The organism is Rhizobium sp. P2_G2, from assembly GCF_056403555.1.
Window position 1 is genome coordinate 275,123 of sequence record NZ_JBFUFF010000001.1, and the last position, 23,647, is coordinate 298,769.

Sequence of the window (23,647 nt, forward strand, 5' to 3'; positions counted from 1 at the left end):
TCGTGACGATTGCTCTTGGTGTCATAGCAGACGACTTCACCGGTGCGACCGATATTGCCAGCATTCTCGTGCGCGAGGGCATGCGGACCGTCATGTCGATTGGCGTTCCGACACGGGCTTTCGATGGCCACGATGCCGACGCTGTCGTCGTCGCGCTGAAATCCCGCACCAGCCCGGTCGCCGACGCCGTCGCGCAATCGCTCAATGCACTTGCCTGGCTGAAGGCGCACGGCGCCGAGCAGATTTTCTTCAAATACTGCTCGACATTCGACTCGACCGCTGAGGGCAATATCGGCCCTGTCGCCGATGCCTTGAGCGAGGCCTTGGATGCGCGGATCGCGGTGGTCTGTCCTGCCTTTCCCAAGAACGGGCGGACAGTGTTCAACGGCCATCTTTTCGTCGGTCGCCAATTGTTGCAGGATTCGCCGATGAAGGACCATCCGCTGACGCCGATGCGTCGGTCCGACCTCGTCGCGCTGATGGCCGAACAGTCGGCCCATGGTGTCGGCCTCGTGCCTCACGACGTGATTTCGGCTGGCGACGCTGCGATCGCGGACGCTTTTGCCGGGATCACGCAGGCCGGACAACGCTATGTCGTTACCGACGCCACCGAGGACAACCATCTCCGTGCCATCGGACGCGTCGTGCGCAGCCACAAGCTCGTCACCGGCGGCTCGGCGCTGGCCATGGGCTTGCCGGCCAATTTCGGTTTTTCACCGCGTGAAGCGGCGAAAGATGCTGTCGCATCCACGCTGCGGCCAAGAACAGCCATTCTGGCGGGCAGTTGTTCCGCTGCGACGCGTCAGCAGCTCGCCAGGGTGAGGGCGCTTTGGCCGAGCCGCAGGATTGATCTCGACGCCGTCGCTGCACAGCGTCCAGTCGTCGAAGAGACCCTTGCCTGGGCGCAGAGCCAGCCGGCCGAGCAGCCGATCGTGATTTACGGGTCCGCCGATCCCGCGGAGGTGCAGGAAAACCAGGCGAGATACGGCACTCAGCAGGCGGGCGCCTTGATGGAGCACGCACTGGCCGCTATCGCCGAGGGGCTGGTGGCCAATGGCGTCAGCCGCCTGCTTGTCGCGGGCGGAGAGACATCGGGCGCAGTGATTTCGGCACTCAAAATACAGGGACTGTCCATCGGCGCTGAGATAGCACCCGGAGTGCCATGGACGACGACGCTTTCCGATCGGCCGTTGCAGGTGGCGCTCAAAAGCGGCAATTTCGGTGGCCCTGATTTCTTCGAACGCGCCTTGGATATTCCCGCATGAGCGATACAAAGATTCGCGATGAGATCGCCGGCTATGCAAAATCGCTGTTCGATCGCGGCCTGACCGCCGGATCGACCGGCAATATCAGTGTCCGCATCGATGACGGATGGCTGATGACCCCGACGGGATCGTCGATGGGAACCATCGATCCGGCACGCATCGCCAAACTGGATGGAGCGGGGCAGCACATTTCGGGCGATGCGCCCACCAAGGAAGCGTTTCTCCATCGCGCCATGTATGAGAGGCGGCAGCGCGCGGGCGCTGTCGTCCATCTGCACTCGACGCATTCCGTCGCAGTCAGCTGTTTGTGCGGCCTTGACCATGATGACGTACTTCCGCCGCTGACGGCTTACTATGTCATGCGCGTTGGCCGCCTGCCTCTCGTCCCATACTATCCCCCTGGCGACGAAGCCCTGGCCCAGGCGGTTGCAGAGCGAGCAGTCGGGAGCCACGCAGTGCTTCTCGCCAATCATGGTCCGGTCGTTGCCGGTGTCGATCTTTCCGAGGCGGTCTATTCCATCGAAGAGCTCGAGGAGACGGCCAAACTGTTCCTGCTGTTGCGTGGCGAGAAAACCAGGCCGTTGAGTTGCGACGAGACGACGGAACTGGCACGGCGCTTCCCTGCTAAGTGCTGAAGCGCGTTGCAGATCGGTCGTTACCCAACATCGGGCACCGCTTTCGGGCGACATGCTGTGCTTTCGGTCCCTCTGCCAGGTCGCCGTCAAGCAATGGAGAATTCACTCGTCATCCGCCATTTCTGCGGAAGTTTTCGCGTGGTGCCGACCGCCTCGATCACTGCTGACAGGCGGATGTCATTGCTCGACGCGCCAATGGTCACGTCGAACAGACCCGGTTCGACGACACGCACCCCACGGATATCCGTGAGGAAAAGCATGTCGGAGGGGATATCGAGTGTCATGCGCCGGCTTTCACCGGCGTCGAGCCACATCTTGCCGAAGCCTTTCAATTCCTTCACGGGGCGGACGACAGAGGCCACCTGGTCGCGAATGTAAAGCTGCGGCACCGCGAAACCAGCTCGATTTCCGATGTTGTGAATGGTGAATGCGAGGCTTGCAACGCCGCCCTCGATCGGCACCTGGGCGGATTTGACCACGAGGTCTTCGAAGGCAAAATCGGTATAGCTCAACCCGTGGCCGAACGGGTATCGGCTGCCGAAATGCCTGGCGATCGGCGTCCCCGAACTCTTGAATTTGTGATTGTAGTAATAAGGCGAGGCCCCGGCGCTGCGGGGAATCGAGAGCGTCAGCCGGCCTGACGGCTCCACCTCTCCGGTGAGCACATCGACAAGGCCGCTGCCGCCCTCCTGGCCGCCGAAGAAGGACATGACGAAGGCCGCGAGTTTCGGCTCCAGCCCGCCGATCGTGTAAGGGCGGCCGGACGACATGACCAGGATAACGGGGGTTCCCGTCGCGACCACGGCTTCCAGAAGCCGTTGCTGGACGCCTGGAAGTTCGAGGCTGTCGACGTCAGAGCCTTCGCCCACCGTGCCGGTCTGGAAAATACCGGAGAGATCGCCGACACAGACCACGGCGACATCGGCCGACTTGGCCGCCTGCCCGGCTTCGTCGATGAGGTCGAGACGCTGGGATAGCTTGGATTCGACATCCAGGCTGGTGCTGTCCAGGACGTCCCCTGGGAACGCGGGATTGCCGAATTCGCGTTGCTCCAGGATATGGCAACCTTTGGCGAAGACGACATTTTCGGCGCCGAAGCGCGCCTCGAAGGCCGCTCTCGGCGTGATCACATTGCGCGTACTTTCCACCTGGTCGGCGACGATCAGGTGGACGGGGAAGGAATAATCGCCAAGCAGCGCCAGGGGATCGTCGGCCGTCGGGCCAATGACTGCGATCTTCGGCTGTCCTGAAATCGGCAGGATGCCGTTGTTTTCGAGAATGACGACGGATTCCTGCGCCACCTTGCGCGCCAACGCCACCGATTCAGGTGCTTGCAGCCGGATCGTCTGTTCGTCAGCATAGGGTTTTTCGAACAGGCCGATCCTGAATTTCTCCGTGAGGACACGGGCGACAGTCGCATTTAGCGTATCGATGGATATCCGGCCGCGTTCGAGCGCGGTTTCAAGATGCTGGGCGCAGTCGTTTCCGGGAAGCTCGATATCGAGGCCGGCGTTAAAGGCCATTGCCGCCGACTCCATGGCATCCGAGGCGACGCCATGATGCTGATGCAACAGGTTGATGCCGATATAGTCAGCGACAACAAGGCCATCGAAGCCCCATTGATCGCGCAGGATTTCGGTGAGTAAGCGGTGCGACGCATGGCAGGGTTCTCCATCGATGTCGTTATAGGCGGGCATGACCGAGCCGGCATTGGCAAGCTTCACCGCCATTTCGAACGGCAACAGGAACGTGTCGTTGAGATCGCGCCATCCGAGCGCGGCCGGGGCATGGTTCCGTCCGCCTTCGGAGGCGGAATGGCCTGCGAAATGCTTGAGCGTCGCCAGAAGGTCGCGTTTCTCGCCCTGCAGGCCGGCCACATAGCGTGAGGCCATGATGCCCGTCAGATAGGGGTCTTCGCCGAACGTCTCCTCAGTCCGGCCCCAGCGCGCATCGCGCGCCACGTCAAGCACGGGCGCAAGCCCCTGGTGGCAGCCGACCGAGCGCGCTTCCAGACCGATAGCCCGGCCGACCTCCTCGATCAGTTCGGGATTCCATGTGGCGCCGAAAGCCAGCGCGGAGGGGAAGAGCGTGCCGCCGCGCGCCATCAGGCCGGAAAGGCATTCCTCATGCGACATGACGGGGATGCCGAGGCGGGTTTCCTCGCACATGAATCTTTGCAACTCATTCAGGGCTCTCACGCCCTCACGCGGTTCGATGGGGCGGCTGCCCAGCGGGCGAGTGATTTGTCCAAGGCCATGCTTCAGCAGTTCCCGAAGCTTTTCACCGTCGGCGGCGCCGGTGAATTTGTCGGCGCGCACTTGATGCTTTCCATCTTCAGACAAGATCAGCCACAGGGCATGCAATTGGGCGATCTTCTCCTTGATCGTCATCCGTTGCATCAGGTCGGCGACACGATACTCGATCGGCGCTGTCGGATTCTTGTAGGTGGGGAGCATTTTCTCTCCTGACAGGTTGTCGATGTCATTTTGGTCGCGGTGATTCAGCCCGCAAAGCATGTCGGTATATACGGAGATTTGGTCGAACTGCGCTATCTCATTGTTCGCGGAGGCCAGCCTTGAATCGATGCAGCCTGTCTTCCCGCGGCCGCAATCCGATTTCGGCGCCGATCCCATGCATCTCTTCGCCCGACGTCGTGACGATCATAGACTGGCCGTCGCGCAGGTCGAGATAATAGACAGTCGAGGCGCCCAGGCGTTCGAGGTGGCGTACACGCCCCGTCCAGACTGCAGGTGCGGCCTCAATGGCCACATGTTCCGGTCGGATGCCGAGCGTGTCGGCGCCGTAGGGTTGTGCGAATTGCCCGGTGAGGAAGTTCATTTTCGGCGCGCCGAGAAACCCCGCGACGAACTCGGTTCTGGGCTCGTTGTAGAGCTCCATCGGCGCGCCGACCTGCTCGATACGGCCCGCATTCATGACCACGATCTGGTCCGCCATCGTCATCGCTTCGACCTGATCGTGCGTGACATAGATCATCGTGGCTCCGAGCTTGCGGTGCAGTTCGGCCAGATCGACACGCATCTGCGTCCGCATCGCCGCGTCGAGATTGGAAAGCGGTTCGTCGAACAGGAAGACATCCGGCTCTCGCACGATGGCGCGGCCGATCGCGACGCGCTGCCGCTGCCCTCCCGAAAGCGCCTTCGGCTTCCTGTCGAGCAAGTGATCCAGCTTCAGCATGCTGGCGGCTTGCCGGATCTTGCCGTCGGCTTCGAGCTTCGGGACGCGTGACATCCGCAAGGGAAAGCCGATATTCTGCGCCACGGTCATGTGCGGGTAGAGGGCATAGGACTGGAACACCATGGCAATGCCGCGTTCGGCGGCATCGACCTCTGTCACATCGCGCTCGCCGATGCATATGCGGCCGCCGGTCGTCGTTTCGAGGCCGGCCACAATCCTGAGCAAGGTCGACTTGCCGCAGCCGGACGGGCCGACGATGACGGTGAAGGAGCCCTTGGGGATGGAGAGCGACAGCGACGGAAGAATCGTCAGCCCGCCAAACTGCTTGTTGATGTCGATCAGGGAAACACTGGACATTTCTCAGCCCTTGACTGCGCCGCCTGTGAGGCCGGCAATGATGTAACGTTGTGCGAGGAGGAAGAAGCCGATCGCCGGCGCCAGTGTCAGGGTCAGCAGCGCGAGCAGCTTGGGCCAATCGGTCGAATAGGCGCCCTGGAACTGCTGCATGCCCAGCGGCCAAGTGTATTGCTGTTCGCTGCTCAGCGCCACGAGCGGCAGGAGATAGCTGTTCCAGCTGGTGATGAAGGTGAACACCCCAACCGTGGCGATGATCGGTAGCGACAGCGGCATGACGATGAACCAGTAGATGCCGAGATAGCCGCACCGGTCCATCAGGGCCGCCTCGATCAGTTCACGTGGCAATTCGGCAAAGAAACTGCGGAACAGCAGGATGGCGAAGGCCAGGCCGAAAGCGGCCTGCGGCAGGATCACGCCCCAGAGCGAATTGAGGAGATCAGCATCACGCAGCGTCAGGAAGACCGGGAGGATGGCGGTGGCGACCGGAAACAGCAGCCCAACCGTGAAGAAGGCGGCGAGATGCGACCGGCCGAAGAACCGCATATGCACCATGGCAAAGGCAGCCATCGAGGATAGGAGCGCCGTCAGCGCCACCGTAGTCGCGGAGACGAACAATGAATTGCCGAGCATTGTGGGGAATTGGCCGCCACCGATGATCGAGGCGAAGTTGGCCAGGCTCCAGCTTTGCGGCAGGCCGAAGGGATTGGTGCGAAGCTCGCCGATGGTCTTGAAACCTCCGACCAGCGTCACATAGATCGGCAGGAGAACGAAGAGAGCCACGAGCAGGATGCCGATGCCTTGTCCGATACCGATGGCAGCGGGCCGTTTTTCCATTTGCGCTGATGTCATCGTCAGTTCTCCGTCATCCGCGCGGCGCGCTGGTAGATGATCGACACCAGGACGCAGATGATGAACAGCACGATGCTGACCGCGCTGCCGAAGCCGATGCGCATGCGTGTCACCCCGAATTGATAGAGGAAGCCAACGATGGTCAGGCTGGCATTGTTGGGTCCGCCATTGGTCAAGGGCACGATCAGGTCGAAAAGCTGCAGCGAACCGGTGATCGCGAAGAAGGCGGTGACGGCGAGCGCGGACCGGATCATCGGGATCTTGACGTGACGGACGATCTGCCAGGGCTTGGCGCCATCGAGCCGCGCCGCTTCGATCATGTCGTTGGGAATGCCCTGCAGGGCGGCGATATAGATCATCATGTGGAAGCCGAAATATTTCCACACAAGCACGAGCGCGATCGCCGGCATGACCCAGGCCGGATCGGCGAGGACGAATTTCGGTTCGACGCCAAGTGCTGCGCCAAGCGCGTGCGCCAGCCCGTAATCTCCGTCATAGATGAAGTTCCACATCAGCCCGGCGGCGATCTCTGCCAGCATGTAGGGCAGGAAGAACACGGTGCGGAAAACCGCCGTGAACCAGGTGCTGCGGTAGAGCGCGAGCGCCAGCCAGAGGGCCAGCGGCAACTGGACGATGAGCGACACCAGCACGATGATGACGGTGTTCCTTAGCGCGGTGGCGAAATGCCGATGGGTGAGGACTTTGACGTAGTTGTCGATGCCGATGAACTTCGTCGGTGCGCCATATCCGTTCCAGTCGTAAAACGAAAACCTGAGCGCCTGCAGGATCGGCAGGACGACGAATACGCCGAACAGCAGCACGGCCGGTGCCAGAAGGACGATTGCCGCAACGGTTGTGCGGTTCGTGGAAAAGCTTGCGCGCCTGGCCGTGGCCGGCGTCGGCATGGTGCTGGTGATCATGTTTTGGGTCCGGTATGTCAGGCGGAGGGCAGCCGCACCGAATGCGGCTGCCCAGGCGATCAGCGGTCGGTCGCCATCGCATCTTCGACATCGGCCGCAGCGTCCACGGCAGACATCGCCTTCGACGCCAGGGAGGATGAGACGTCGTTGACTGCATTGCCTGCGTTGAGGCCAAGGCTCTGGTCGAAGAAGATCGCGTGATAGGTCGAGGCGGCGATGTCCTTGGCGATCTGTCTCTGGAACGGATTTTCCAGGCTTTCCGCCGCCTTCACATTGATCGGGATATAGTAGCCACCCTTGGCGAATTTTTCGAGATTGGCGGCGTCCTGGTACCAGGCCATGAACTTCACCGCCTCTTCGGGGGCGTTCTTCGAGAACACCCAGCCATTGATGCCGCCGAGCGTGTCGGTGGAATTGCCCTTCTGGTCCGGCAAGGATGGGAAGGCGAAGAAGCCCAGCTTGTCATCCGGAACGCCCTTGCCCGATGTCGAATTGGTTTTCGCTTCCTGGTAGTTCCAGTCACCCATGAGGATCATCGCCGCGTTTCCGTCGCCGAACACGCCGGACGAGGAGGCATAGCCCGCCGCTTCGAAACCCTTCTGGAAAGGCTCAAGTGCCGCCAGCTTGAGGAATTCGTCGCCGGCTTTGACGAAAGCCGGAGCGAGGAAGCCATCGCTCGCACCTGCGCGTGCGACATCGAGCCCCTGCTTACCCGCCAGGCGAAGTGCGAGATAGTCCCAATAGAAGGCCGCGGTCCACTTGTCTTTTGCGCCGAGCGAAATCGGCGTAATCCCGGCCGCTTTCAACGTCTTGACGCCGGCCAGAAAGCCGTCCCAGGTCTTCATCGACGTGACGTCGACGCCTGCCTTGGCGAACAGTTCCTTGTTGTACCAGAACACCACTTCGGAGACGTTCTGGGCAATGCCGTAAAGCTTGCCGTCGCGGCTGAACGCGTCGACGCCCGCCGGTCCCACGGCGCTCTTGCCGTCGTCGGAAACCACACCGTCGATCTGGCGCAAGAGGCCCGCATTGACCTGGTCGGTCAGAACGCCGCCGCCCCAGCTGTAAATCACAGCTGGCGCGTCCTTCGACTGCAGCGCCGTCGACAGCATGGTCTTATAGTCCTGGCCGAACTTGCGGATATTGATCTTCACGTCGGGATGCGACGCCTCATAGGCCGCCGCCATCTCGTCCATGAGCTTCAGTTCACCGGGATTGGACTGAACGTGCACCATGTCGATTTCGACCGTCCCGGCCATGGCGCCATGGGCAGTCATCGCCAGCGCGCAGAGCGCACGGGTCATCAATTTCATCTTCAACCTCCCTCAGAGAAGCGACGCGATCGCCGCAGAACCGTGACTGACAGGTCACGATATCCATAACGTTATCGTTAACGTTATGGGGAGTCAAGCGTAACGTCGACACTTGACGTGAGCGGTCGCAAAGGCCAGTTTGAAAGCCGAAATTCCAACCCATTGCGCTGGGCAAGCATCCGAGTGGCGAACAACAGAAAAAGCTCTACTCTGTCGGAAATCGCCAAGATCGCTGGCGTATCCGTGATGACGGCGTCGCGGGCGCTGAACGGCCAGCCGGGTGTCTCGGAGGAGAAGCGGGCCGAGATCATGCGCATCGCCGAGGATATGGGCTATGTGGCGAACCGCTTCGCGCAACGCCTTTCCGGCGGGAAGTCGCATGTGATCGGCGTGATCGCGCAACTCCACACGCTCTATACCAGCGATCTTGTGCTCGGCATCGGCAGCGCGCTGCGCTCTTCGAAATATGAAATGCTGGTCTATTCATTGTCCGACACCGACAGCCAGCCGCCCGAGACCATCGTCAATCTCCTGCGTCAGTTCGTCGACGGGATTATCGTTATCCTGCCGTTTCAGTCGGACTATCTTGCATCGCTGTCGAGCGCCGACTTGCCGATCGTCACGATCGACGAAGGCTCGCGCAAAAATTTTCCCGAGGTCGTGGCGGACAATTACCAAGGTGCGCGGCTTGCGGTTCAACACCTTGCCGAGCTCGGCCATCGGCGCATCGGCTTTATTGCCGGCAACAATCGGCTAGCGTCCGCCCGCGACCGGGAGCGCGCTTTCAGGGACATGCAGGCGCAGTTCGGCCTGGATGCCAATCCTGAATTGATCGTCAACGGCAATTTCATGCAGCAAGGCGGCTTCAACGCGGCAAAGCAATTGTTGAAGCTTGACGTCCCACCGACCGCGATTTTCGCCGCAAACGACATGAGCGCCGTCGGCGCCCTCTCCGCGATCCGGGACGAAGGGCTGGACGTTCCTGCGGACATATCGCTGGTCGGTTTCGACGACATTGCCATTGCCCATCAGGTCTACCCGCCGCTGACCACCGTCAAGCAGCCGACCTCGCAAATGGCGAGGGCCGCGGTCAACACCATCGTCGCCATGATCGCCGGCATCGACCCGGCGTCGCAGGTGATCACGCTACCGACCGAATTGGTGATCCGGCAATCCACGCGAGTCCACGACGATGCGAGTGCCACGCATGCGTTCTGACCCTTGGAACCTTGCAAACATGCATTCCATCAGGCATCGCAAATGCAGCCGGTCTCATAGATCACCACTTTCATGGGTTCTTCATGCCAAACGCCAAACACCCCCATCTCACCCCGCAAAGCCTTGTCGGCCTGCGCTTCCCGCGAGAGACCTTCGGCGGCGACGTCAAAATCGCCCTGGTCGGCTATTGCCCGCCACCCACTGCACTCGACCGCTATGCGCCCCAACGTGTCGACGACCAGCACTTCATCCATGTGTCGCCGGATAGCGTTCGGCTGCTGACCCATGGTGACCGGCGGGTCCTGTCGCTGGCGCATGTCTATGGCGGGCCGGTGTCTTCTGCGACAGTGGAAGAGCTCGCTTACTATGGCATCGAGGTGATCCTGGCCTATGGGCTGGCGGGAGGACTGGGGACGAAGGGATTGGCCATGGGGGACTTTTACCTAGTGGCGGATGCGTTTGCGGCGGATGGCACGACGCGGCACTACGCCGACGAGAGCGTGGTCGCTGCCGATCATAGCTTGCGGGATCTGGCGTTGGGCTTATGGCCGCAGGAAAGCGGCCGGATTATCCCGGTGCGTGCGGCGACGGGGGACGCCATCTATCGCGAGGATGATGCGATGCTGGAGCGCTTCCGCGCCGAGGGCTGCGATATCGTCAATCTCGATACCGCTCATCTCTATGCCGTGTCACGCAACAATGCCGAAGGGCAGATGATTCGCACCATCCAGTGCGGCGTCATTTCGGATGTCGTCGCCTCCGGCCCGGATGCGGGTTCGGAAAGCACGCTGTCAGCGATGCTTGCCAAGGGCAATACCGGGCTCAATCCGCTGGAACGAACGGGCGACATCGTCGCGTGGTACATCGAGCAGTTGGCACCAGCGCTTGGATATTGAGAGTTTTGGTGAGGCGCCGGGGCCTGCGCCCTCAGATGCCGATCCCTGTTGCCGTGACGTAGACGGCATAAAGTGACGTCGTGCCGGTGATGAACAGCCGGTTGCGGCGCTCGCCGCCGAAGGTCAGGTTGGAGACGAATTCGGGGATGTGGATCTTGCCGATCAGCGTTCCGTCCGGGTCGTAGCAATGCACGCCGTCTGCGGCGCTCGTCCAGAGCCGGCCTTTCGTGTCGACGCGGAAACCGTCGAACATACCGGCGGTGCAGTCGGCGAAGACGCTGCCGGATTGCAGCGAGCTGTCGGCATTGACGGGCAGTTTGCGGATATGTTTCGGACCGCCCTTCATGTGCGAGGCGCCGGTATCGGCGACGTAGAGGAAATCTTCCTTCGGCGAGAAAGCCAGGCCGTTCGGCTTGACGAAATCCGTTGCGACCGCCGTGACGCTGCCATTCGGATCGACGCGATAGACGTGGCAGGCGCCGATCTCTTCCTCGCCATAGTCGCCTTCATAGTCGTGCATGATGCCGTAGGAGGGGTCGGTGAACCAGATCGTGCCGTCCGACTTGACCACGACGTCGTTGGGCGAGTTCAGCCGCTTGCCCTGGTAGCGGTCGGCGATGACTTCGATGCGGCCGTCGAAGCCGGTGCGGGTGACGCGGCGCGCCAGGTGCTCGCAGCTCACCAGCCGTCCCACCCCGTCGACCGTATTGCCGTTGGAATTGTTCGATGGCTGGCGAAAGGTGGAGACGTGGCCGGATGTGTCGTCGTAGCGCAGCATCCGATTGTTGGGAATGTCGGAAAATACGAGATAGCGGCCCGCGGCAAGCCAGGCCGGTCCCTCGAGCCAGCGGGCGCCCGTCCACAGCCGCTCGACCCGGGCATGCCCGACGAAGCAGGCCTCGAAACGCTCGTCCAGCACTTCGAATCCGGTGCCCTCAATCTCCCCAAACATTTGCTTGCCTCGCATTGGAAGAAAATCTATGTTATCGATAACAGCATCCTGCCATAGATCAAGTGTTTTGCGGCGGGTGGTGGCCGAGATGCGGGACGATCCATAGCATCTCTTTCTTATGACGACAGCCCGCGAGAGATCAATCGGATTGACGACACGCCCGCGTAACGAAACTCGGCAGAGACGGGAACACGCAGCCAGCCAGGCAACCATGGCGGATGTCGCCCGCCATGCGGGCGTGTCGGCGATGACGGTGTCGCGCGCGCTCAAGCAGGACCCCCGGGTTTCCAAGGAGACGCGGGAGAAGATCGAGGCGGCCGTCAATGCGCTCGGCTATGTACTCGACCAGTCCGCGGGCAGCCTGGCATCGGGCCGAACCGGCTTCATTGCCGCAATCATTCCCTCGATCAACAATTCCAACTTTTCCGACACCGCGCGCGGCATGACCGATGCGCTGGCGAAAAGCGGCCTGGAATTGCTGCTCGGCTATACCGATTATTCGAGCGAGAAAGAGGAAAAGCTCGTCGAGTCCATGTTGCGGCGCCGGCCCGAGGGCATGATCCTCACCGGCGGCACGCATTCGGACCGCGCCCGCCGGATGTTGCAGAAGGCGGGAATTCCCGTCGTCGAGACGTGGGAACTGCCGACGGATCCCATCGACCATGTGGTCGGCTTTTCCAATTCCGAAGCCATGGCGCTGCTCGTGCGCACCCTGGCGACAGAGCGCGGCTACCGCAAATTCGGCTATATCGGCGGCACGACGGAGCGCGACACGCGCGGCAACCAGCGCAAGGAGGGTTTTCTTCGCGCCTTGTCGGATCTGGGGCTGCCCCAGGGCAGGGTGATCTCCTTCGGCATTCCGCCGATTTCGACAGAGCAGGGCGGCCAGGCCGTCGTGTCGATGCTCGAGCGCTGGCCGGACACCGAGGTGGTGATCTGCGTCTCCGATCTTTCGGCCTTTGGCGCGCTGATGGAATGTCGCCGGCGTGGATTGCGGGTTCCGGAGGACATTGCGGTCGCCGGCTTCGGCGATTACGAGATCTCCGCCTCATGCCATCCCCGGATCACCACGATCAATGTCGGCTGCTACGATATCGGGCGGCTTGCCGCGGAGCGCATCCTGCGCTCGGTCCAGGGCGAGCGCAAGCACGCGGACGAGCTGACGCTGACCCCTTACCGTGTGATCCTCAGGGAAAGCGCCTGAAACCATCCGGAGACCCATGAGCAATTTTCGCCAGACTGTCGCGCTATCGCATCAGGGAGCATTGAAGGCCGTTGCCGCCGCTGTCGCTAAGGCAGAGGAGATCGGCGCGCCGCAGAACATCGTCATCGTCGATGCCAGCGGCGTATTGCTCGCCAGCATCCGCATGGACGGGGCCAAATATCTGTCGATCGACACGGCCACCGGCAAGGCGCGTTTCGCCGCGTCGCATAACATGCCGTCAGGCAATCTGCCGTTCGAAGCTGGCGCCATTCTGGGTGTCGTGACCAAGGGCACGGCGACGAATTTGCCGGGCGGCCTGCCGATCCGCTTTTCGGGCCAACTCGCAGGTGGTATCGGAGTGGGGTCCGGTACGGGCGAGCAGGACCTCGTCGTCGCCCGTGCCGCGCTCGCGGCCGTGGGCGCCGACGAGGTCTGAATTTAAAAAGCGATCTGCACCTTCATCGAGCGGCTGCGGTCACCGGCGGTCTCGAAGGCTTCGACCGCGTCCTTGAGGTCGTAGACGCCGGTCAGCAGCGGGGAAAGATCCACGCGCCGCTGGTTGATGAGATCGACGGCCAGGCCGAATTCCTCGTGGAAGCGGAACGTCCCGCGGATTTCGATCTCCTTGGCGACGATCATGTTCTGGGGGATCGAGATATCGCCACCCAGGCCGAGCTGCACCAGGACGCCGCGCGGCGCTAGCGCTTCGAGGCCCGATCGCACGGCGCGTTCATTGCCCGAGGCTTCGAACATCACGTCGAAGGTTCCCTTGTCGGCATTATAAGCCTGCAATTGCTCGGGATGATCCGCGACATTGATCACCCGGTCGGCGCCAATGCGGCTTGCGAGCTGAAGAACACCGTCCATGACATCCGTGGCGACGATTTCGCGTGCGCCATGGGCACGGGCGGAAATGATCGCCAGCGCCCCTATCGGGCCGCAGCCGGTCACCAGCACGCGCTTGCCGAGCAGGCCGCCGGCACGGTTGACAGCATGCAGCGTGACGGCGAAGGGTTCGGCCATCGCGGCCTCGTGGATGGAGACGCCTTCGGCGATCTTGTGGCACTGCCAGCTTTCGGCGACCAGCGACTGGCGGAAGGCGCCCTGGATATGCGGGAACGGCATGGCCGAACCGTAGAACCGCATGTTGAGGCACTGGTTCTGCTGCCCCTTCAGGCAATAGCGGCAATGATTGCAGGGCCGGCTTGGAGAAATGGCCACCCGATCGCCGACCGCGAGCCCGGAGACGCCGGCGCCAAGCGACGTGATCTTTCCTGCGACCTCATGCCCGAGAATCATCGGCTCCTTGACGCGCACGGCGCCGAAGCCGCCGTGGTTATAGTAATGCAGGTCGGAACCGCAGATGCCGCCGGCTTCAAGGGCGATCTCCACCTGGCCGGGACCAGCAGCGTCCTCCGGTCGGTCCTCAATGCGTAGATCCTTGGCGGCGTGAATGACGATGGCTTTCATGATGACCCTCAAACGACCGGCGTGATCAGCGGCAGGCCGGCAAAATGTGCTGAAAGATTGTCCCGGACCAGTTGGCCCATGGCCTTGCGCGTTTCCACGGTTCCGGAGCCATGATGCGGCTGCAGGATGACGTTGTCGAGGGCGAGGAAACGGGGATCGATGTTTGGTTCGTTGCGGAAGACATCGAGGCCTGCGCCACGGATCGCTTTCCGTTCCAGGGCGTCGAGCAGGGCTGTTTCGTCCATCGTCGTGCCGCGGGAAATATTGATCAGATAGCCGTCCGGTCCGAGTGCTGCTAGCACATTGCCGTCGACGAGGCCCAGCGTGGCCGATCCGCCGGCAAGCGTGACGATCAGGAAGTCGGCCCAGCGCGCCAGTTCGATGAGATCAGGCTCAAAAGTCCAGGTGACGTCGGCCTTCTCCGTTCTGGCGAAGTAACGGATATCGCAATCGAAACCGGCCGCGCGCCGGGCAACGGCCTGGCCGATCCGGCCCATGCCGGCAATGCCGATCTTCTTGCCGAAGAAGCGTGTGACCAGTCCCATATTCGCCTGTCGCCAGTTGCCGGAACGGACATAGGCATCCGCCTGCGGGATCTGCCGTGCGAGCGCCAGCGCAAGACCGATGCCGATATCGGCGACATCGCCGGTCAGCACATCAGGCGTATTGGTGATCCGGATGTTCTGCGCTCTGGCATAGGCGAGGTCGATGGCATCGGTGCCGACGCCATAGCAGGAGACGATCTCCAGGCGGGGCAGTTTCTGCATCAGCTCGGATGAGGCGCCGAGCTCGCCGCGGGTGGCGATGGCGCGAATTGCCTGCGCCCGCTCCGCGACAAAGGCGTCACGGTCTTCGGCCTGCCAGAGCTTGTGCACCGCGTACGTCTTTTCCAGTTCCTCCATGTCCCATTGCGGATAAGGACCCGTCATCAGTATTTCCGGCTTCGCCACGGCTGCTCTCGATTTCCATATTCAGGGCTTGCATATGTTATCGATAACATATATTTTCTGATCCTGTTGTCAAGGCGGCAGGACAGCTTTAGAGGAGGTGCAGCAATCGCTGCGCACCTGCTGTCGATGGTCTCGGAGGGATATTCATGTCGGCGCTTTTCGATCTTGCCGGCGCATTGGCGCTGGTGACCGGTTCCAGCCAGGGCATCGGCCTTGCGCTGGCGGAGGGGCTTGCCGCACACGGCGCGCGGATCGTCATCAACGGCCGCGATCCGGTAAAAGTCGAGCAGGCGGTGGAGGGGCTGAAAGCCAAGGGATATGACGTCTTTGGCGCCGCCTTCGACGTTACCACGCCTGGCGTCGCTGCCCATATCGACCGCGTCGAGGCAGAGATCGGGCCGATCGAGATCCTGATCAACAATGCCGGCATGCAGTTCCGCACGCCGCTCGAGGATTTTCCTGCCGAGAAATGGGAGGAACTGCTACGGACCAACATTTCCAGCGTCTTCTATACGGGCCAGGCCGTGGCGCGGCACATGATCCGGCGCGGCCGCGGCAAGATCATCAATATCGGCTCGGTCCAGAGCGAGTTGGCGCGTCCGTCGATCGCACCCTATACTGCCACTAAGGGCGCGGTGAAGAACCTGACGCGCGGCATGGCGACCGACTGGGCCAAGCATGGCTTGCAGATCAATGGCATCGGTCCCGGCTATTTCCGCACGCCGCTCAACCAGGCGCTGGTCGACAATCCGGAATTCTCCGCCTGGCTGGAAAAGCGCACGCCTGCCGGCCGTTGGGGCGATGTCGAGGAACTCGTCGGCGCTGCGGTATTTCTCGCCAGCAAGGCGTCTTCATTTGTCAATGGACACATGCTCTATGTCGATGGCGGCATTACCACTAGTCTCTGAATCCATGTCCTATGTGATCATGGGCGTTTCCGGCTGCGGCAAGACTTCCGTCGGCCAAGGGATAGCGGATGCCCTGGGAATGGGCTTCATCGAAGGCGATGCACTGCATCCGCCGGCCAATGTCGAGAAGATGTCGCGCGGCATTCCGCTGACCGACGAGGACCGGTTTCCCTGGCTCGACCTGATCGGCAGGGCGATCGGCGGCGCAGCCGGGGAGGGCCGTGGCGTGGTCGTATCCTGTTCGGCGCTCAAGCGGATTTATCGCGACCGGCTGCGCGGTTTTGCCGCCGGTCGGCTGACATTCGTCTACCTGAAGGGCACGGAGGACCTGCTGGGCCAGCGTTTGACGGCCAGAAAAGGCCATTTCATGCCGGCATCGCTGCTGCAGTCGCAGCTCGCCGCGCTTGAGGATCCGACAGGTGAGGGCGGTGTGGTTGCCGTTGACATCAGCGGATCGGTGCCGGAAATCATCACGGAGTCGCTGGAGGCGATCCGGAATTTATACGGCTGAGGCCGGGGGAGGAAGACTATGGCATCTGAAAATCTGGCTTCGGTCGCGGTTATCGGCGCCGGCATCATGGGCAGTGCCATCTGCACCCGCCTGCTCGAAACCGGTCATCGCGTCCATGTCTTCGATCTCGACCGCCAGAAGGTTGCCGCCCTCGAGGCCAAGGGCGCGATCGCGTCGGCGACGGCGAAGGATGCGGTGGCGGCATCGTCTTTCTGCATCCTCAGCCTCAATCATGCCAACATCGTCCGCGCCGCCGTGTTCGGTGCGGAAGGCGTTGCCGCGGCTGCCTCCGCCGACAAACTGCTGATCGACATGTCGTCGATCGACCCGGCCGACACGGCCGATATGGCCGGCAGGCTGGAGCGCGAAACCGGCATGGTTTGGGTCGATTGCCCGCTGTCGGGTGGCGTGCCCGGCGCGCTTGCCGGGCGGTTGACCATCATGGCCGGCGGCAAGCCTGAGCACTTCGAGCGGGCGCGAGAAGTCATGCGGCATCTTGCCGCCAATTACACGCTGATGGGACCGTCCGGCGCCGGCCAGACGGTCAAGCTGATCAATCAGCTGTTCTGCGGCGTGCTGTTCCAGGCGGTTGCCGAGGCGGTCAAGCTCGCCGAAGCCGGGGGTGTCGATGCGAGCCGCATTCCGGCGGCACTGGCCGGCGGCCGGGCGGACAATCGCATCATGCAGGAATTCATGGTCAAATTCGCCGCCCGCGACTATGCGCCAACCGGCCGCATCGACAACATGTTGAAGGATCTCGATTCGCTGCAGGCTTTCGCGATGAAGACCAAGACGCCGATGCCGATGACGGCGCAGGTGGTCGAGATCAACCGACTGCTTTGCGCCGCAGGCCTGGGCGCCAGGGATTCCGCCGAGGCGATGCGCCTGCTGGACGGCATGCCCTCAGCCTCAAGCTGACGATCCGAAGTCCGAAGATTTCGGGCTTCATGTTTTTACTCTTGACTTGCATTCTGTGTTATCGCTAACATGACTTATCAACGTCGCTCTGGAGGAGTGAAGTGAGCGTGGAAAGACTGCTGGAATTCCGTTCCATCACCAAGACCTTCGGCGGGACGCGGGCGCTGTCTTCCGTGTCGCTCGAACTTGGCAAGGGCGAGATCCTGGCGCTGCTCGGCGAGAACGGCGCTGGCAAGTCGACGCTGATCAAGACGCTGGCCGGCATCTACAAGCCGGATGGCGGCGAGATCCTGTTCAAGGGTGCTGCTTATAACCATCGGCCGCCGAAGCCGAATGAGCGCCAGCCCGTTGCCTTCATCCACCAGGACCTTGGCCTGATCGAATGGATGACGGTCGGCGAGAATGTCGGCCTCGCGCAGGGCTATTCGATGCGCGCCGGCATCATCGATTGGCGCGCGACCGAGGAGAGGGCGCACGAGGCGTTGAAAATGGTCGGCTGCGACTTCGATCCCTCGACACGCGTCTCGCAACTGACCCGGACGGAGAAGTCACTGGTTGCCATTGCCCGCGCACTCGCCGTCGAGGCCGATATATTGGTGCTCGACGAGCCCACGGCCAGCCTTCCGGCCGATGAGGTCGACCGGCTTTTCGACGCGATCCGGCCGCTCAAGCAGCGTGGCGTCGGCATGATCTACGTCTCCCATCGTCTCGACGAGATTTTCCGTATCGCCGACCGGGTCGCGGTGCTGCGCGACGGCAAGCTAGTCGGCCAGAAGCCGGTGCGTGACACCAATCCATCGGAGTTGATCGAGATGATTGTCGGTCGTTCGGCTGCCGAACTGTTCTTCCGCGCCGGCACCACGGCGGGCGAACCGGTGGTCAAAGTTGAGGCGCTGCAATGCCAGGGCACGGCGCCGATCTCGTTCGACGTCCGCCGCGGCGAGTTGCTCGGTCTTGTCGGCCTGCGCGGCGCCGGCCATGAACTGATCGGGCGCGCCTTGTTCGGCAGCGAGGATTTCTCCGGCGCCGTCACGGTCGAGGGGGCTATTCCGGACCTCTCCTCGCCCAGCGCTGCCATGCGTTCCGGCGTCGGCCTCATCGCCCGCGACCGCACCGAGGAATCAGCGGCTATGCCACTTTCGATCCGCGAGAACACCTTCATCAATCCCGGCGCATCCGGGCGCAGCCTGTTTTCATTCCTGTCGCCGCGCCGCGAGGCGGACAAAGCGCGCGCCATCGGCGCAAGCGTCGGCCTCAGGCCTAACGATCCGGACATGGCGATCGAAGCGCTTTCGGGCGGCAACCAGCAGAAGGTGATCGTCGGCCGCTGGCTGGCCACCGGCCGCAAGCTGCTGATCGCCGAGGATCCCACAGCCGGCGTCGATGTCGGCGCCAAGGCCGATATCTACCGGCTAATCGCCCGGGCGCTCGAAGCCGGGCTCGCCGTCATCGTCGTCTCCACGGATTTCGAGGAGATCGCCCATATCTGCCATCGCGCGCTGGTGTTTTCGCGTGGCGCTATCGTTCGGGAATTGAGCGGTCCGGAACTGACCGTCCAATCCGTGATCGCCGCGGCGTCGGCATCCGAAGCGGCTTGAGAGGAGTTTTCGCATGCAATCCATCCAATCGACCGCGCTCGAGCCGACCCGCAGCGACATGCAGGGCCTGACCTTCGGCCAGAAGATCATGCGTCTTCTACCAGTCTATGGCCTCGTGCTGCTGACGCTGGCGCTGATCATCATCTTCTCGATCCTGCTGCCCGATACATTCCCGACGCTGCTCAACCTGCGCTCGATCATCTCCAACAAGGCGATCATCGCGCTACTGTCGCTCGCGGCAATGATCCCGATGGCGGCCGGCCGCATCGACCTGACGATCGGCTACGGTATCGTGCTTTGGCACATCCTGGCGATTTCGCTGCAGACCATGTACGGCTTCCCATGGCCGATCGCCGTTCTCGTCGTGCTCGCGCTCGGCATTGCCTGTGGCTTCCTCAACGGATTGCTGGTCGAAGTGGCGAAGATCGATTCCTTCATCGCCACGCTCGGCACCGGCACGGTGCTCTATGCGCTGGCGCTCTGGCATACCGGTGGCCGGCAGGTGGTGGGCATGTTGCCTAATGGCTTCTATGCGCTGAACGGCACCATGGTCTTCGGCCTGCCGATCACCGGCTTCTATGTCATCGTCATTGCCGCGATCATGTATGTGGCGCTCGAATATCTGCCGATCGGCCGCTACGTCTATGCCATCGGCGCCAATCCCAAGGCAGCGGCGCTGAACGGCATTCCCGTGCGCAAATTCGTCATCGGCGCCTTTATCGCCTCGGGTTTCCTGTCGGCGCTGACGGGCGTGCTGCTTGCCTCGAAGCTCCGGATCGGACAGGCGAGCGTCGGCCTCGAATACCTGCTGCCGGCACTGGTGGGCGCCTTCCTGGGGTCGACGACGATCAAGCCCGGCCGCGTCAATGTCTGGGGCACCTTGGTCGGCGTGATCATCCTGGCGGTCGGCATTTCCGGCATCCAGCAAGTTGGCGGCTCATTCTTCGTCGAGCCGCTGTTCAACGGCGTAACCCTGCTCGTAGCGATCGGCATTGCCGGCTATGCGCAGCGCAAGAAGGGCGTGGTCATCAGGCGGCCGGCGGAAACCAAGAAGGACGCCTGAGCCCCACTATTCAAAACCAAGGAGGAGGAAAACATGAATCGTAGAACATTCCTAAAAGCTGGTGTCGCGACGCTGGCTCTGATTGCAGCCACCCCGGCTCTCGCCGACGCCATGGCAGATGCCAAGGCCGTGGTCGACAAATATGCCAGCAAGGTCGACAAGTGGGACGGCCCGACATCCGGCCCGAAGGGCCAGAAGGGCAAGAACGTCGTCGTACTGGCCGCCGACATGAAGAACGGCGGCATTCTCGGCGTCGTCAACGGCATCCAGGAAGCGGCGAAAAACCTTGGCTGGGAAGTTACCGTGCTCGATGGCGCCGGCTCGATCGATGGCCGCACCGCTGCCTTCGGCCAGGCCATGGCGCTCAAGCCCGATGGCATCATCATCAACGGCTTCGACGCGGTCGAGCAGAAGCCGTCGATGGACGACGCCAAGGCTGCCAAGATACCGATGGTCTCCTGGCATGCCGCTTCGGCCGTCGGCCCGGTTCCGGACGTGGGCGTGTTCGCCAATGTCACGACCGATGCGATGGAAGTGTCGAAATCCGCGGCCGACTATGCCTATGTCGATGCCGGCGGCAAGCCCGGCGTGATCATCTTCACCGACTCGACCTATGCGATCGCCATCGCCAAGGCCGACCGGATGAAGCAGGAGATCGAGAAGCTCGGTGGCACCGTGCTCGAATATGTCGACACGCCTATCGCCGAGACCTCGCAGCGCATGCCGCAGCTGACCACGACGCTTTTGCAGAAATACGGCGCCAAGTGGACGCATTCGCTGGCGATCAACGACCTCTATTTCGACTTCATGGGACCGTCGCTGTCCGCAGCCGGCATTGCCGGCGACGGCGCGCCGATCAACATCGCCGCCGGCGACGGGTCGGAGAGCGCCTATCAGCGCATCCGCGCCAAGCAGTATCAGAAAGTCACCGTGGCCGAGCCCCTGAACCTGCAGGGCTGGCAGCTGGTGGATGAGCTCAACCGCGCGATCGCGGGCGAGAAGTGGTCGGGCTATGTCTCGCCACTGCATGTCGTCACGTCTGACAATGTCGAGTTCGATGGCGGACCGAAGAATACATTCGATCCCGACAACGGCTATCGTGACGAATACAAGAAAATCTGGGGCGTGTAAGCTTTCCTCCCAGGGCGGGGAGCTCTCCTCATCACCTTCCCGCCCTTTCTTCTTCATCCGCTTCCCGACGGCTGCCGTTTACGGATTGCCGATCGGGAACTCATACTCGGGAATCCGGTCGTGATCATTCGCTATGCACTGTTCGAAGGCAAAATCCATGAAGGCAGGGAGGAGGAGTTCCGCACCTTCGTGAAGGAGAAGCTGGTCCCGCTATGGACACAATTTCCCGGCGCTGAGGAAGTACGGGTGCTGGACGGCATGGACCGGGATGAAGGTGCACCGGAATATGCAATGGCGCTCGCCATCCGCTACCCGGACATGGATGCAGTCGATGCCGCCCTCAAGTCGGACGTTCGGTTCCAAAGCCGCGATGTGACGGGTGAACTGCTCAAGCTTTTCACCGGCCGCGTCCATCACCACGTCTTTCGTGCCAACGAATATTCGACGATGAGAACCTGAGCGATTGTCGATGGCTGCCATCGACTTGCAGTCCCTATTCATGCGCTTTGGGTCTATCCCATCACGACCGTTTGTCGGATGCAGCCAAACAGGCTTTTTCCGTCCCGATCCCGCATTTCAATGCTGATGCGGTCGCCATTCCCCAGAAAAGGCGTCCTTGGTTCTCCCGAAAGGATGGTCTCGACCACCCGTTGCTCGGCGATGCAGCAATAACCGTCTCCACCTTCGGAAATCGGCCGTCCGGCCCCGCCGTCATGCCCGCGATTGGAGACGGTCCCCGAGCCGATGATGGTGCCCGCTCCAAGCCTGCGGGTGCGGGCGGCATGCATGATCAAGGTCGGGAAATCGAAGGTCATGTCGATGCCTGCATTCGGCCGTCCGAACGGGACATCGTTTACGCTGCTGAGTAGCGGCAGGTGCAGGCGTCCCCCGTCCCAGGCATCGCCCAGTTCATCCGGCGTGACGGCGACCGGGGAGAGTGCAGAGGATGGCTTCGACTGCAGAAATCCGAAACCCTTGCCGAGCTCATCGGGAATGAGGTGGCGCAGCGAGATGTCGTTGACGAGAACCAGTAGCCGTATCGCGCTGGTTGCATCCTCGCGTGTCGGCGCCATGGGGACATCGCCGGTGATGACGGCGACCTCGGCTTCGAAATCGATCCCGTAGCTCTCGTGCGGAAAATGGATTGCCTCGTGAGCCGCCAGGAACGAGTCGGAACCGCCCTGGTACATCAGCGGATCGGTCCAGAAGGCGTCCGGCATGACGGCGCCGCGCGCCCGCCGGACAAGGTCGACATGGTTCACATAGGCCGAGGCGTCCAGCCATTGATAAGCGCGCGGCAAGGGCGCTGCACAAGCCGCCGGATCGAACGGCAGGCCCGGAAGGCGACTGTCTTCAAGAGCTTCGGCCCGCTCTCGTAGGAGCGGTTCGAGCTCGGACCAGTCGTCAAGGGCGGCCTGCAATGTCGGCACAACATCGGTGGCATCCGCCATGCGGTCGAGCGCTCGGTTCACGATGACGAGGCACCCGTCGCGGCCGTGTTTCAGCGATGCAAGTTTCATGGCGTTCCGGACAGGCAGGCTTTGGGCTGACCCTTTCCTTGAGCGTGGGTCAAAGCTTGTTCTCCAATGTCGCGAGATCGAAATAGTCCCGCCAAGCGATGATCTTGCCGCCCCGAAGCTGGAAAATCCCGGCCACGGGGAGTGCGACCGAGCCTTGGGCAAGGGTGAAATGGTCGATGCGCTCGTTCATGACGAGATCGCCGGCCGCAATCTGGTTGACGATCTCGAAGCGTAGTCCCCTGAACTGGTTGGGAATATCCGCAAGGAAAGCGCGGATTGCCATATAGCCAACCAGGGGCTGCATCGGCATATTGTGATAGACGGCATCGGCTGAAAAATAGCCAACCAATTCATCCGCATCCAGCCGCTCGAAGACCGCGCAGAACTGCCTGACGATGCGATCGTTTGCGTCCATTCAGGCGCTCGCCTGCGGATAGGGCATGATGACCAGCATGGAGGCAGGGAGATTGCTGCGGTTGATGATTTCGCGGCGTTCTCCGGCTGCAAGCCGGCAGGAATCGAGTGCATGCAGTGTGGTCTCTCCGCTGTCGGTGATAACGGTCACCTCGCCGCTGACGACGACATAGACTTTCTCGATCGGCGAATCCGAACTTTCGGCGCCGCCGCCGGGCAGGAAGTGCGACAGGCCCACCCAGAAGTTTTCGTTGGGCGAGACATCGTGACCCTGAAGCCGCAGGCCGGTCATGTTGAAATGTTTGGCCGCCTCATAAGGCTTGGCATCGGATAGGCGCGTGACATGCATAGTTCGTCCTT

24 protein-coding genes are annotated in these 23,647 nt (G+C 62.0%); 13 read left to right on the forward strand and 11 right to left on the reverse strand.

The window, feature by feature from the left end; translation table 11 throughout:
* Positions 1-2: 2 nt before the first annotated feature.
* Positions 3-1,265 (forward strand): 3-oxo-tetronate kinase, encoded by a 1,263-nt coding sequence (gene otnK, locus AC1D06_RS01255; RefSeq protein ID WP_477984390.1) that lies wholly within the window; start codon positions 3-5, stop codon positions 1,263-1,265.
* Positions 1,262-1,900, forward strand: coding sequence for a 3-oxo-tetronate 4-phosphate decarboxylase (otnC, locus tag AC1D06_RS01260; RefSeq protein WP_477984392.1), 639 nt, complete (start codon positions 1,262-1,264; stop codon positions 1,898-1,900). The genes otnK and otnC overlap by 4 nt, the downstream gene beginning before the upstream one ends.
* A gap of 86 nt (positions 1,901-1,986) precedes the next feature.
* Here otnC and AC1D06_RS01265 read toward each other — a convergent pair whose 3' ends face one another.
* The 5 genes from AC1D06_RS01265 to AC1D06_RS01285 form a co-directional block, all read right to left on the reverse strand.
* Positions 1,987-4,356, reverse strand: coding sequence for a glycoside hydrolase family 3 N-terminal domain-containing protein (locus AC1D06_RS01265; protein ID WP_477984394.1), 2,370 nt, complete (start codon positions 4,354-4,356; stop codon positions 1,987-1,989).
* 97 nt (positions 4,357-4,453) lie between these two features.
* On the reverse strand, positions 4,454-5,452 hold the full coding sequence (locus tag AC1D06_RS01270; protein WP_477984396.1) for an ABC transporter ATP-binding protein: 999 nt from the start codon (positions 5,450-5,452) through the stop codon (positions 4,454-4,456).
* 3 nt (positions 5,453-5,455) lie between these two features.
* Complete coding sequence (locus AC1D06_RS01275) at positions 5,456-6,307, reverse strand: carbohydrate ABC transporter permease (protein ID WP_477984694.1); 852 nt, start codon at positions 6,305-6,307, stop codon at positions 5,456-5,458.
* On the reverse strand, positions 6,304-7,221 hold the full coding sequence (locus tag AC1D06_RS01280) for a carbohydrate ABC transporter permease (protein ID WP_477878389.1): 918 nt from the start codon (positions 7,219-7,221) through the stop codon (positions 6,304-6,306). The genes AC1D06_RS01275 and AC1D06_RS01280 overlap by 4 nt, the downstream gene beginning before the upstream one ends.
* Positions 7,222-7,280: 59 nt before the next feature.
* A complete protein-coding gene (locus tag AC1D06_RS01285; protein ID WP_477984398.1) occupies positions 7,281-8,534 on the reverse strand; it encodes an extracellular solute-binding protein in 1,254 nt (417 codons plus the stop codon).
* A gap of 183 nt (positions 8,535-8,717) precedes the next feature.
* On the opposite strand from AC1D06_RS01285, the gene AC1D06_RS01290 reads away from it, so the two are divergent.
* The gene (locus tag AC1D06_RS01290) at positions 8,718-9,752 is read left to right on the forward strand and encodes a LacI family DNA-binding transcriptional regulator (protein ID WP_477984400.1); all 1,035 of its coding nucleotides are present in this window, start codon (positions 8,718-8,720) and stop codon (positions 9,750-9,752) included.
* An 83-nt stretch (positions 9,753-9,835) separates the two neighbouring features.
* Positions 9,836-10,648 carry a phosphorylase family protein gene (locus AC1D06_RS01295; protein ID WP_477984402.1) on the forward strand — a complete coding sequence of 271 codons (813 nt, stop codon included), beginning with the start codon at positions 9,836-9,838 and terminating at the stop codon, positions 10,646-10,648.
* 31 nt (positions 10,649-10,679) lie between these two features.
* On the opposite strand, the gene AC1D06_RS01300 is transcribed toward AC1D06_RS01295, so the two are convergent.
* Positions 10,680-11,600 carry an SMP-30/gluconolactonase/LRE family protein gene (locus AC1D06_RS01300; RefSeq protein ID WP_477984404.1) on the reverse strand — a complete coding sequence of 307 codons (921 nt, stop codon included), beginning with the start codon at positions 11,598-11,600 and terminating at the stop codon, positions 10,680-10,682.
* Positions 11,601-11,811: 211 nt separating this feature from the next.
* On the opposite strand from AC1D06_RS01300, the gene AC1D06_RS01305 reads away from it, so the two are divergent.
* Positions 11,812-12,804, forward strand: a complete 993-nt coding sequence (locus tag AC1D06_RS01305; protein WP_477984406.1) for a LacI family DNA-binding transcriptional regulator — start codon at positions 11,812-11,814, stop codon at positions 12,802-12,804.
* A 16-nt stretch (positions 12,805-12,820) separates the two neighbouring features.
* Entirely contained in the window at positions 12,821-13,240 is a 420-nt protein-coding gene (locus AC1D06_RS01310) for a GlcG/HbpS family heme-binding protein (RefSeq protein ID WP_477878383.1), read from the forward strand.
* Positions 13,241-13,242: 2 nt separating this feature from the next.
* Here AC1D06_RS01310 and AC1D06_RS01315 read toward each other — a convergent pair whose 3' ends face one another.
* Both AC1D06_RS01315 and AC1D06_RS01320 read right to left on the reverse strand, forming a co-directional pair.
* Positions 13,243-14,274 carry an L-idonate 5-dehydrogenase gene (locus AC1D06_RS01315; RefSeq protein WP_477984408.1) on the reverse strand — a complete coding sequence of 344 codons (1,032 nt, stop codon included), beginning with the start codon at positions 14,272-14,274 and terminating at the stop codon, positions 13,243-13,245.
* An 8-nt stretch (positions 14,275-14,282) separates the two neighbouring features.
* Positions 14,283-15,224: a 2-hydroxyacid dehydrogenase gene (locus tag AC1D06_RS01320; RefSeq protein WP_477984410.1), complete on the reverse strand. Its 942-nt coding sequence runs from the start codon at positions 15,222-15,224 to the stop codon at positions 14,283-14,285.
* 146 nt (positions 15,225-15,370) lie between these two features.
* Between AC1D06_RS01320 and AC1D06_RS01325 the strand changes: the two genes are divergently transcribed.
* From AC1D06_RS01325 to AC1D06_RS01355, 7 genes are all read left to right on the forward strand, one after another.
* Positions 15,371-16,132 carry an SDR family oxidoreductase gene (locus AC1D06_RS01325; RefSeq protein WP_477878380.1) on the forward strand — a complete coding sequence of 254 codons (762 nt, stop codon included), beginning with the start codon at positions 15,371-15,373 and terminating at the stop codon, positions 16,130-16,132.
* Between the two features lie 4 nt (positions 16,133-16,136).
* Positions 16,137-16,643 carry a gluconokinase gene (locus tag AC1D06_RS01330; RefSeq protein WP_477984412.1) on the forward strand — a complete coding sequence of 169 codons (507 nt, stop codon included), beginning with the start codon at positions 16,137-16,139 and terminating at the stop codon, positions 16,641-16,643.
* An 18-nt stretch (positions 16,644-16,661) separates the two neighbouring features.
* Complete coding sequence (locus tag AC1D06_RS01335; protein ID WP_477878378.1) at positions 16,662-17,561, forward strand: NAD(P)-dependent oxidoreductase; 900 nt, start codon at positions 16,662-16,664, stop codon at positions 17,559-17,561.
* 101 nt (positions 17,562-17,662) lie between these two features.
* The gene (locus tag AC1D06_RS01340; protein WP_477984414.1) at positions 17,663-19,159 is read left to right on the forward strand and encodes a sugar ABC transporter ATP-binding protein; all 1,497 of its coding nucleotides are present in this window, start codon (positions 17,663-17,665) and stop codon (positions 19,157-19,159) included.
* 13 nt (positions 19,160-19,172) lie between these two features.
* Complete coding sequence (locus AC1D06_RS01345; RefSeq protein ID WP_477984416.1) at positions 19,173-20,222, forward strand: ABC transporter permease; 1,050 nt, start codon at positions 19,173-19,175, stop codon at positions 20,220-20,222.
* Between the two features lie 33 nt (positions 20,223-20,255).
* The gene (locus tag AC1D06_RS01350) at positions 20,256-21,353 is read left to right on the forward strand and encodes an ABC transporter substrate-binding protein (protein ID WP_477984418.1); all 1,098 of its coding nucleotides are present in this window, start codon (positions 20,256-20,258) and stop codon (positions 21,351-21,353) included.
* 120 nt (positions 21,354-21,473) lie between these two features.
* Entirely contained in the window at positions 21,474-21,812 is a 339-nt protein-coding gene (locus AC1D06_RS01355) for a hypothetical protein (protein ID WP_477984420.1), read from the forward strand.
* Between the two features lie 53 nt (positions 21,813-21,865).
* Here the strand turns inward: AC1D06_RS01355 and AC1D06_RS01360 are convergent, their stop codons facing one another.
* Genes AC1D06_RS01360 through AC1D06_RS01370 form a run of 3 tightly spaced genes read right to left on the reverse strand, consistent with a single transcriptional unit; the run spans position 21,866 to position 23,636 of the window.
* Positions 21,866-22,873: a fumarylacetoacetate hydrolase family protein gene (locus AC1D06_RS01360; RefSeq protein WP_477984422.1), complete on the reverse strand. Its 1,008-nt coding sequence runs from the start codon at positions 22,871-22,873 to the stop codon at positions 21,866-21,868.
* Between the two features lie 49 nt (positions 22,874-22,922).
* Positions 22,923-23,288: a nuclear transport factor 2 family protein gene (locus AC1D06_RS01365; protein ID WP_477984424.1), complete on the reverse strand. Its 366-nt coding sequence runs from the start codon at positions 23,286-23,288 to the stop codon at positions 22,923-22,925.
* The gene (locus AC1D06_RS01370) at positions 23,289-23,636 is read right to left on the reverse strand and encodes a cupin domain-containing protein (protein ID WP_477984426.1); all 348 of its coding nucleotides are present in this window, start codon (positions 23,634-23,636) and stop codon (positions 23,289-23,291) included.
* Positions 23,637-23,647 lie beyond the last annotated feature (11 nt).

What these genes read in the sequence shown, in the direction of transcription:
- AC1D06_RS01265 (WP_477984394.1), bottom strand. Translation starts at nt 4,356, where the DNA reads ATGCTCCCCACCTACAAGAATCCGACAGCGCCGATCGAGTATCGTGTC.
- AC1D06_RS01270 (WP_477984396.1), bottom strand. Translation starts at nt 5,452, where the DNA reads ATGTCCAGTGTTTCCCTGATCGACATCAACAAGCAGTTTGGCGGGCTG.
- AC1D06_RS01350 (WP_477984418.1), top strand. Translation starts at nt 20,256, where the DNA reads ATGAATCGTAGAACATTCCTAAAAGCTGGTGTCGCGACGCTGGCTCTG.
- AC1D06_RS01310 (WP_477878383.1), top strand. Translation starts at nt 12,821, where the DNA reads ATGAGCAATTTTCGCCAGACTGTCGCGCTATCGCATCAGGGAGCATTG.
- AC1D06_RS01345 (WP_477984416.1), top strand. Translation starts at nt 19,173, where the DNA reads ATGCAATCCATCCAATCGACCGCGCTCGAGCCGACCCGCAGCGACATG.
- AC1D06_RS01330 (WP_477984412.1), top strand. Translation starts at nt 16,137, where the DNA reads ATGTCCTATGTGATCATGGGCGTTTCCGGCTGCGGCAAGACTTCCGTC.
- AC1D06_RS01335 (WP_477878378.1), top strand. Translation starts at nt 16,662, where the DNA reads ATGGCATCTGAAAATCTGGCTTCGGTCGCGGTTATCGGCGCCGGCATC.
- AC1D06_RS01370 (WP_477984426.1), bottom strand. Translation starts at nt 23,636, where the DNA reads ATGCATGTCACGCGCCTATCCGATGCCAAGCCTTATGAGGCGGCCAAA.
- AC1D06_RS01280 (WP_477878389.1), bottom strand. Translation starts at nt 7,221, where the DNA reads ATGATCACCAGCACCATGCCGACGCCGGCCACGGCCAGGCGCGCAAGC.
- AC1D06_RS01360 (WP_477984422.1), bottom strand. Translation starts at nt 22,873, where the DNA reads ATGAAACTTGCATCGCTGAAACACGGCCGCGACGGGTGCCTCGTCATC.
- AC1D06_RS01300 (WP_477984404.1), bottom strand. Translation starts at nt 11,600, where the DNA reads ATGTTTGGGGAGATTGAGGGCACCGGATTCGAAGTGCTGGACGAGCGT.
- AC1D06_RS01365 (WP_477984424.1), bottom strand. Translation starts at nt 23,288, where the DNA reads ATGGACGCAAACGATCGCATCGTCAGGCAGTTCTGCGCGGTCTTCGAG.
- otnC (WP_477984392.1), top strand. Translation starts at nt 1,262, where the DNA reads ATGAGCGATACAAAGATTCGCGATGAGATCGCCGGCTATGCAAAATCG.
- AC1D06_RS01315 (WP_477984408.1), bottom strand. Translation starts at nt 14,274, where the DNA reads ATGAAAGCCATCGTCATTCACGCCGCCAAGGATCTACGCATTGAGGAC.
- AC1D06_RS01285 (WP_477984398.1), bottom strand. Translation starts at nt 8,534, where the DNA reads ATGAAATTGATGACCCGTGCGCTCTGCGCGCTGGCGATGACTGCCCAT.
- AC1D06_RS01305 (WP_477984406.1), top strand. Translation starts at nt 11,812, where the DNA reads ATGGCGGATGTCGCCCGCCATGCGGGCGTGTCGGCGATGACGGTGTCG.
- AC1D06_RS01325 (WP_477878380.1), top strand. Translation starts at nt 15,371, where the DNA reads ATGTCGGCGCTTTTCGATCTTGCCGGCGCATTGGCGCTGGTGACCGGT.
- AC1D06_RS01295 (WP_477984402.1), top strand. Translation starts at nt 9,836, where the DNA reads ATGCCAAACGCCAAACACCCCCATCTCACCCCGCAAAGCCTTGTCGGC.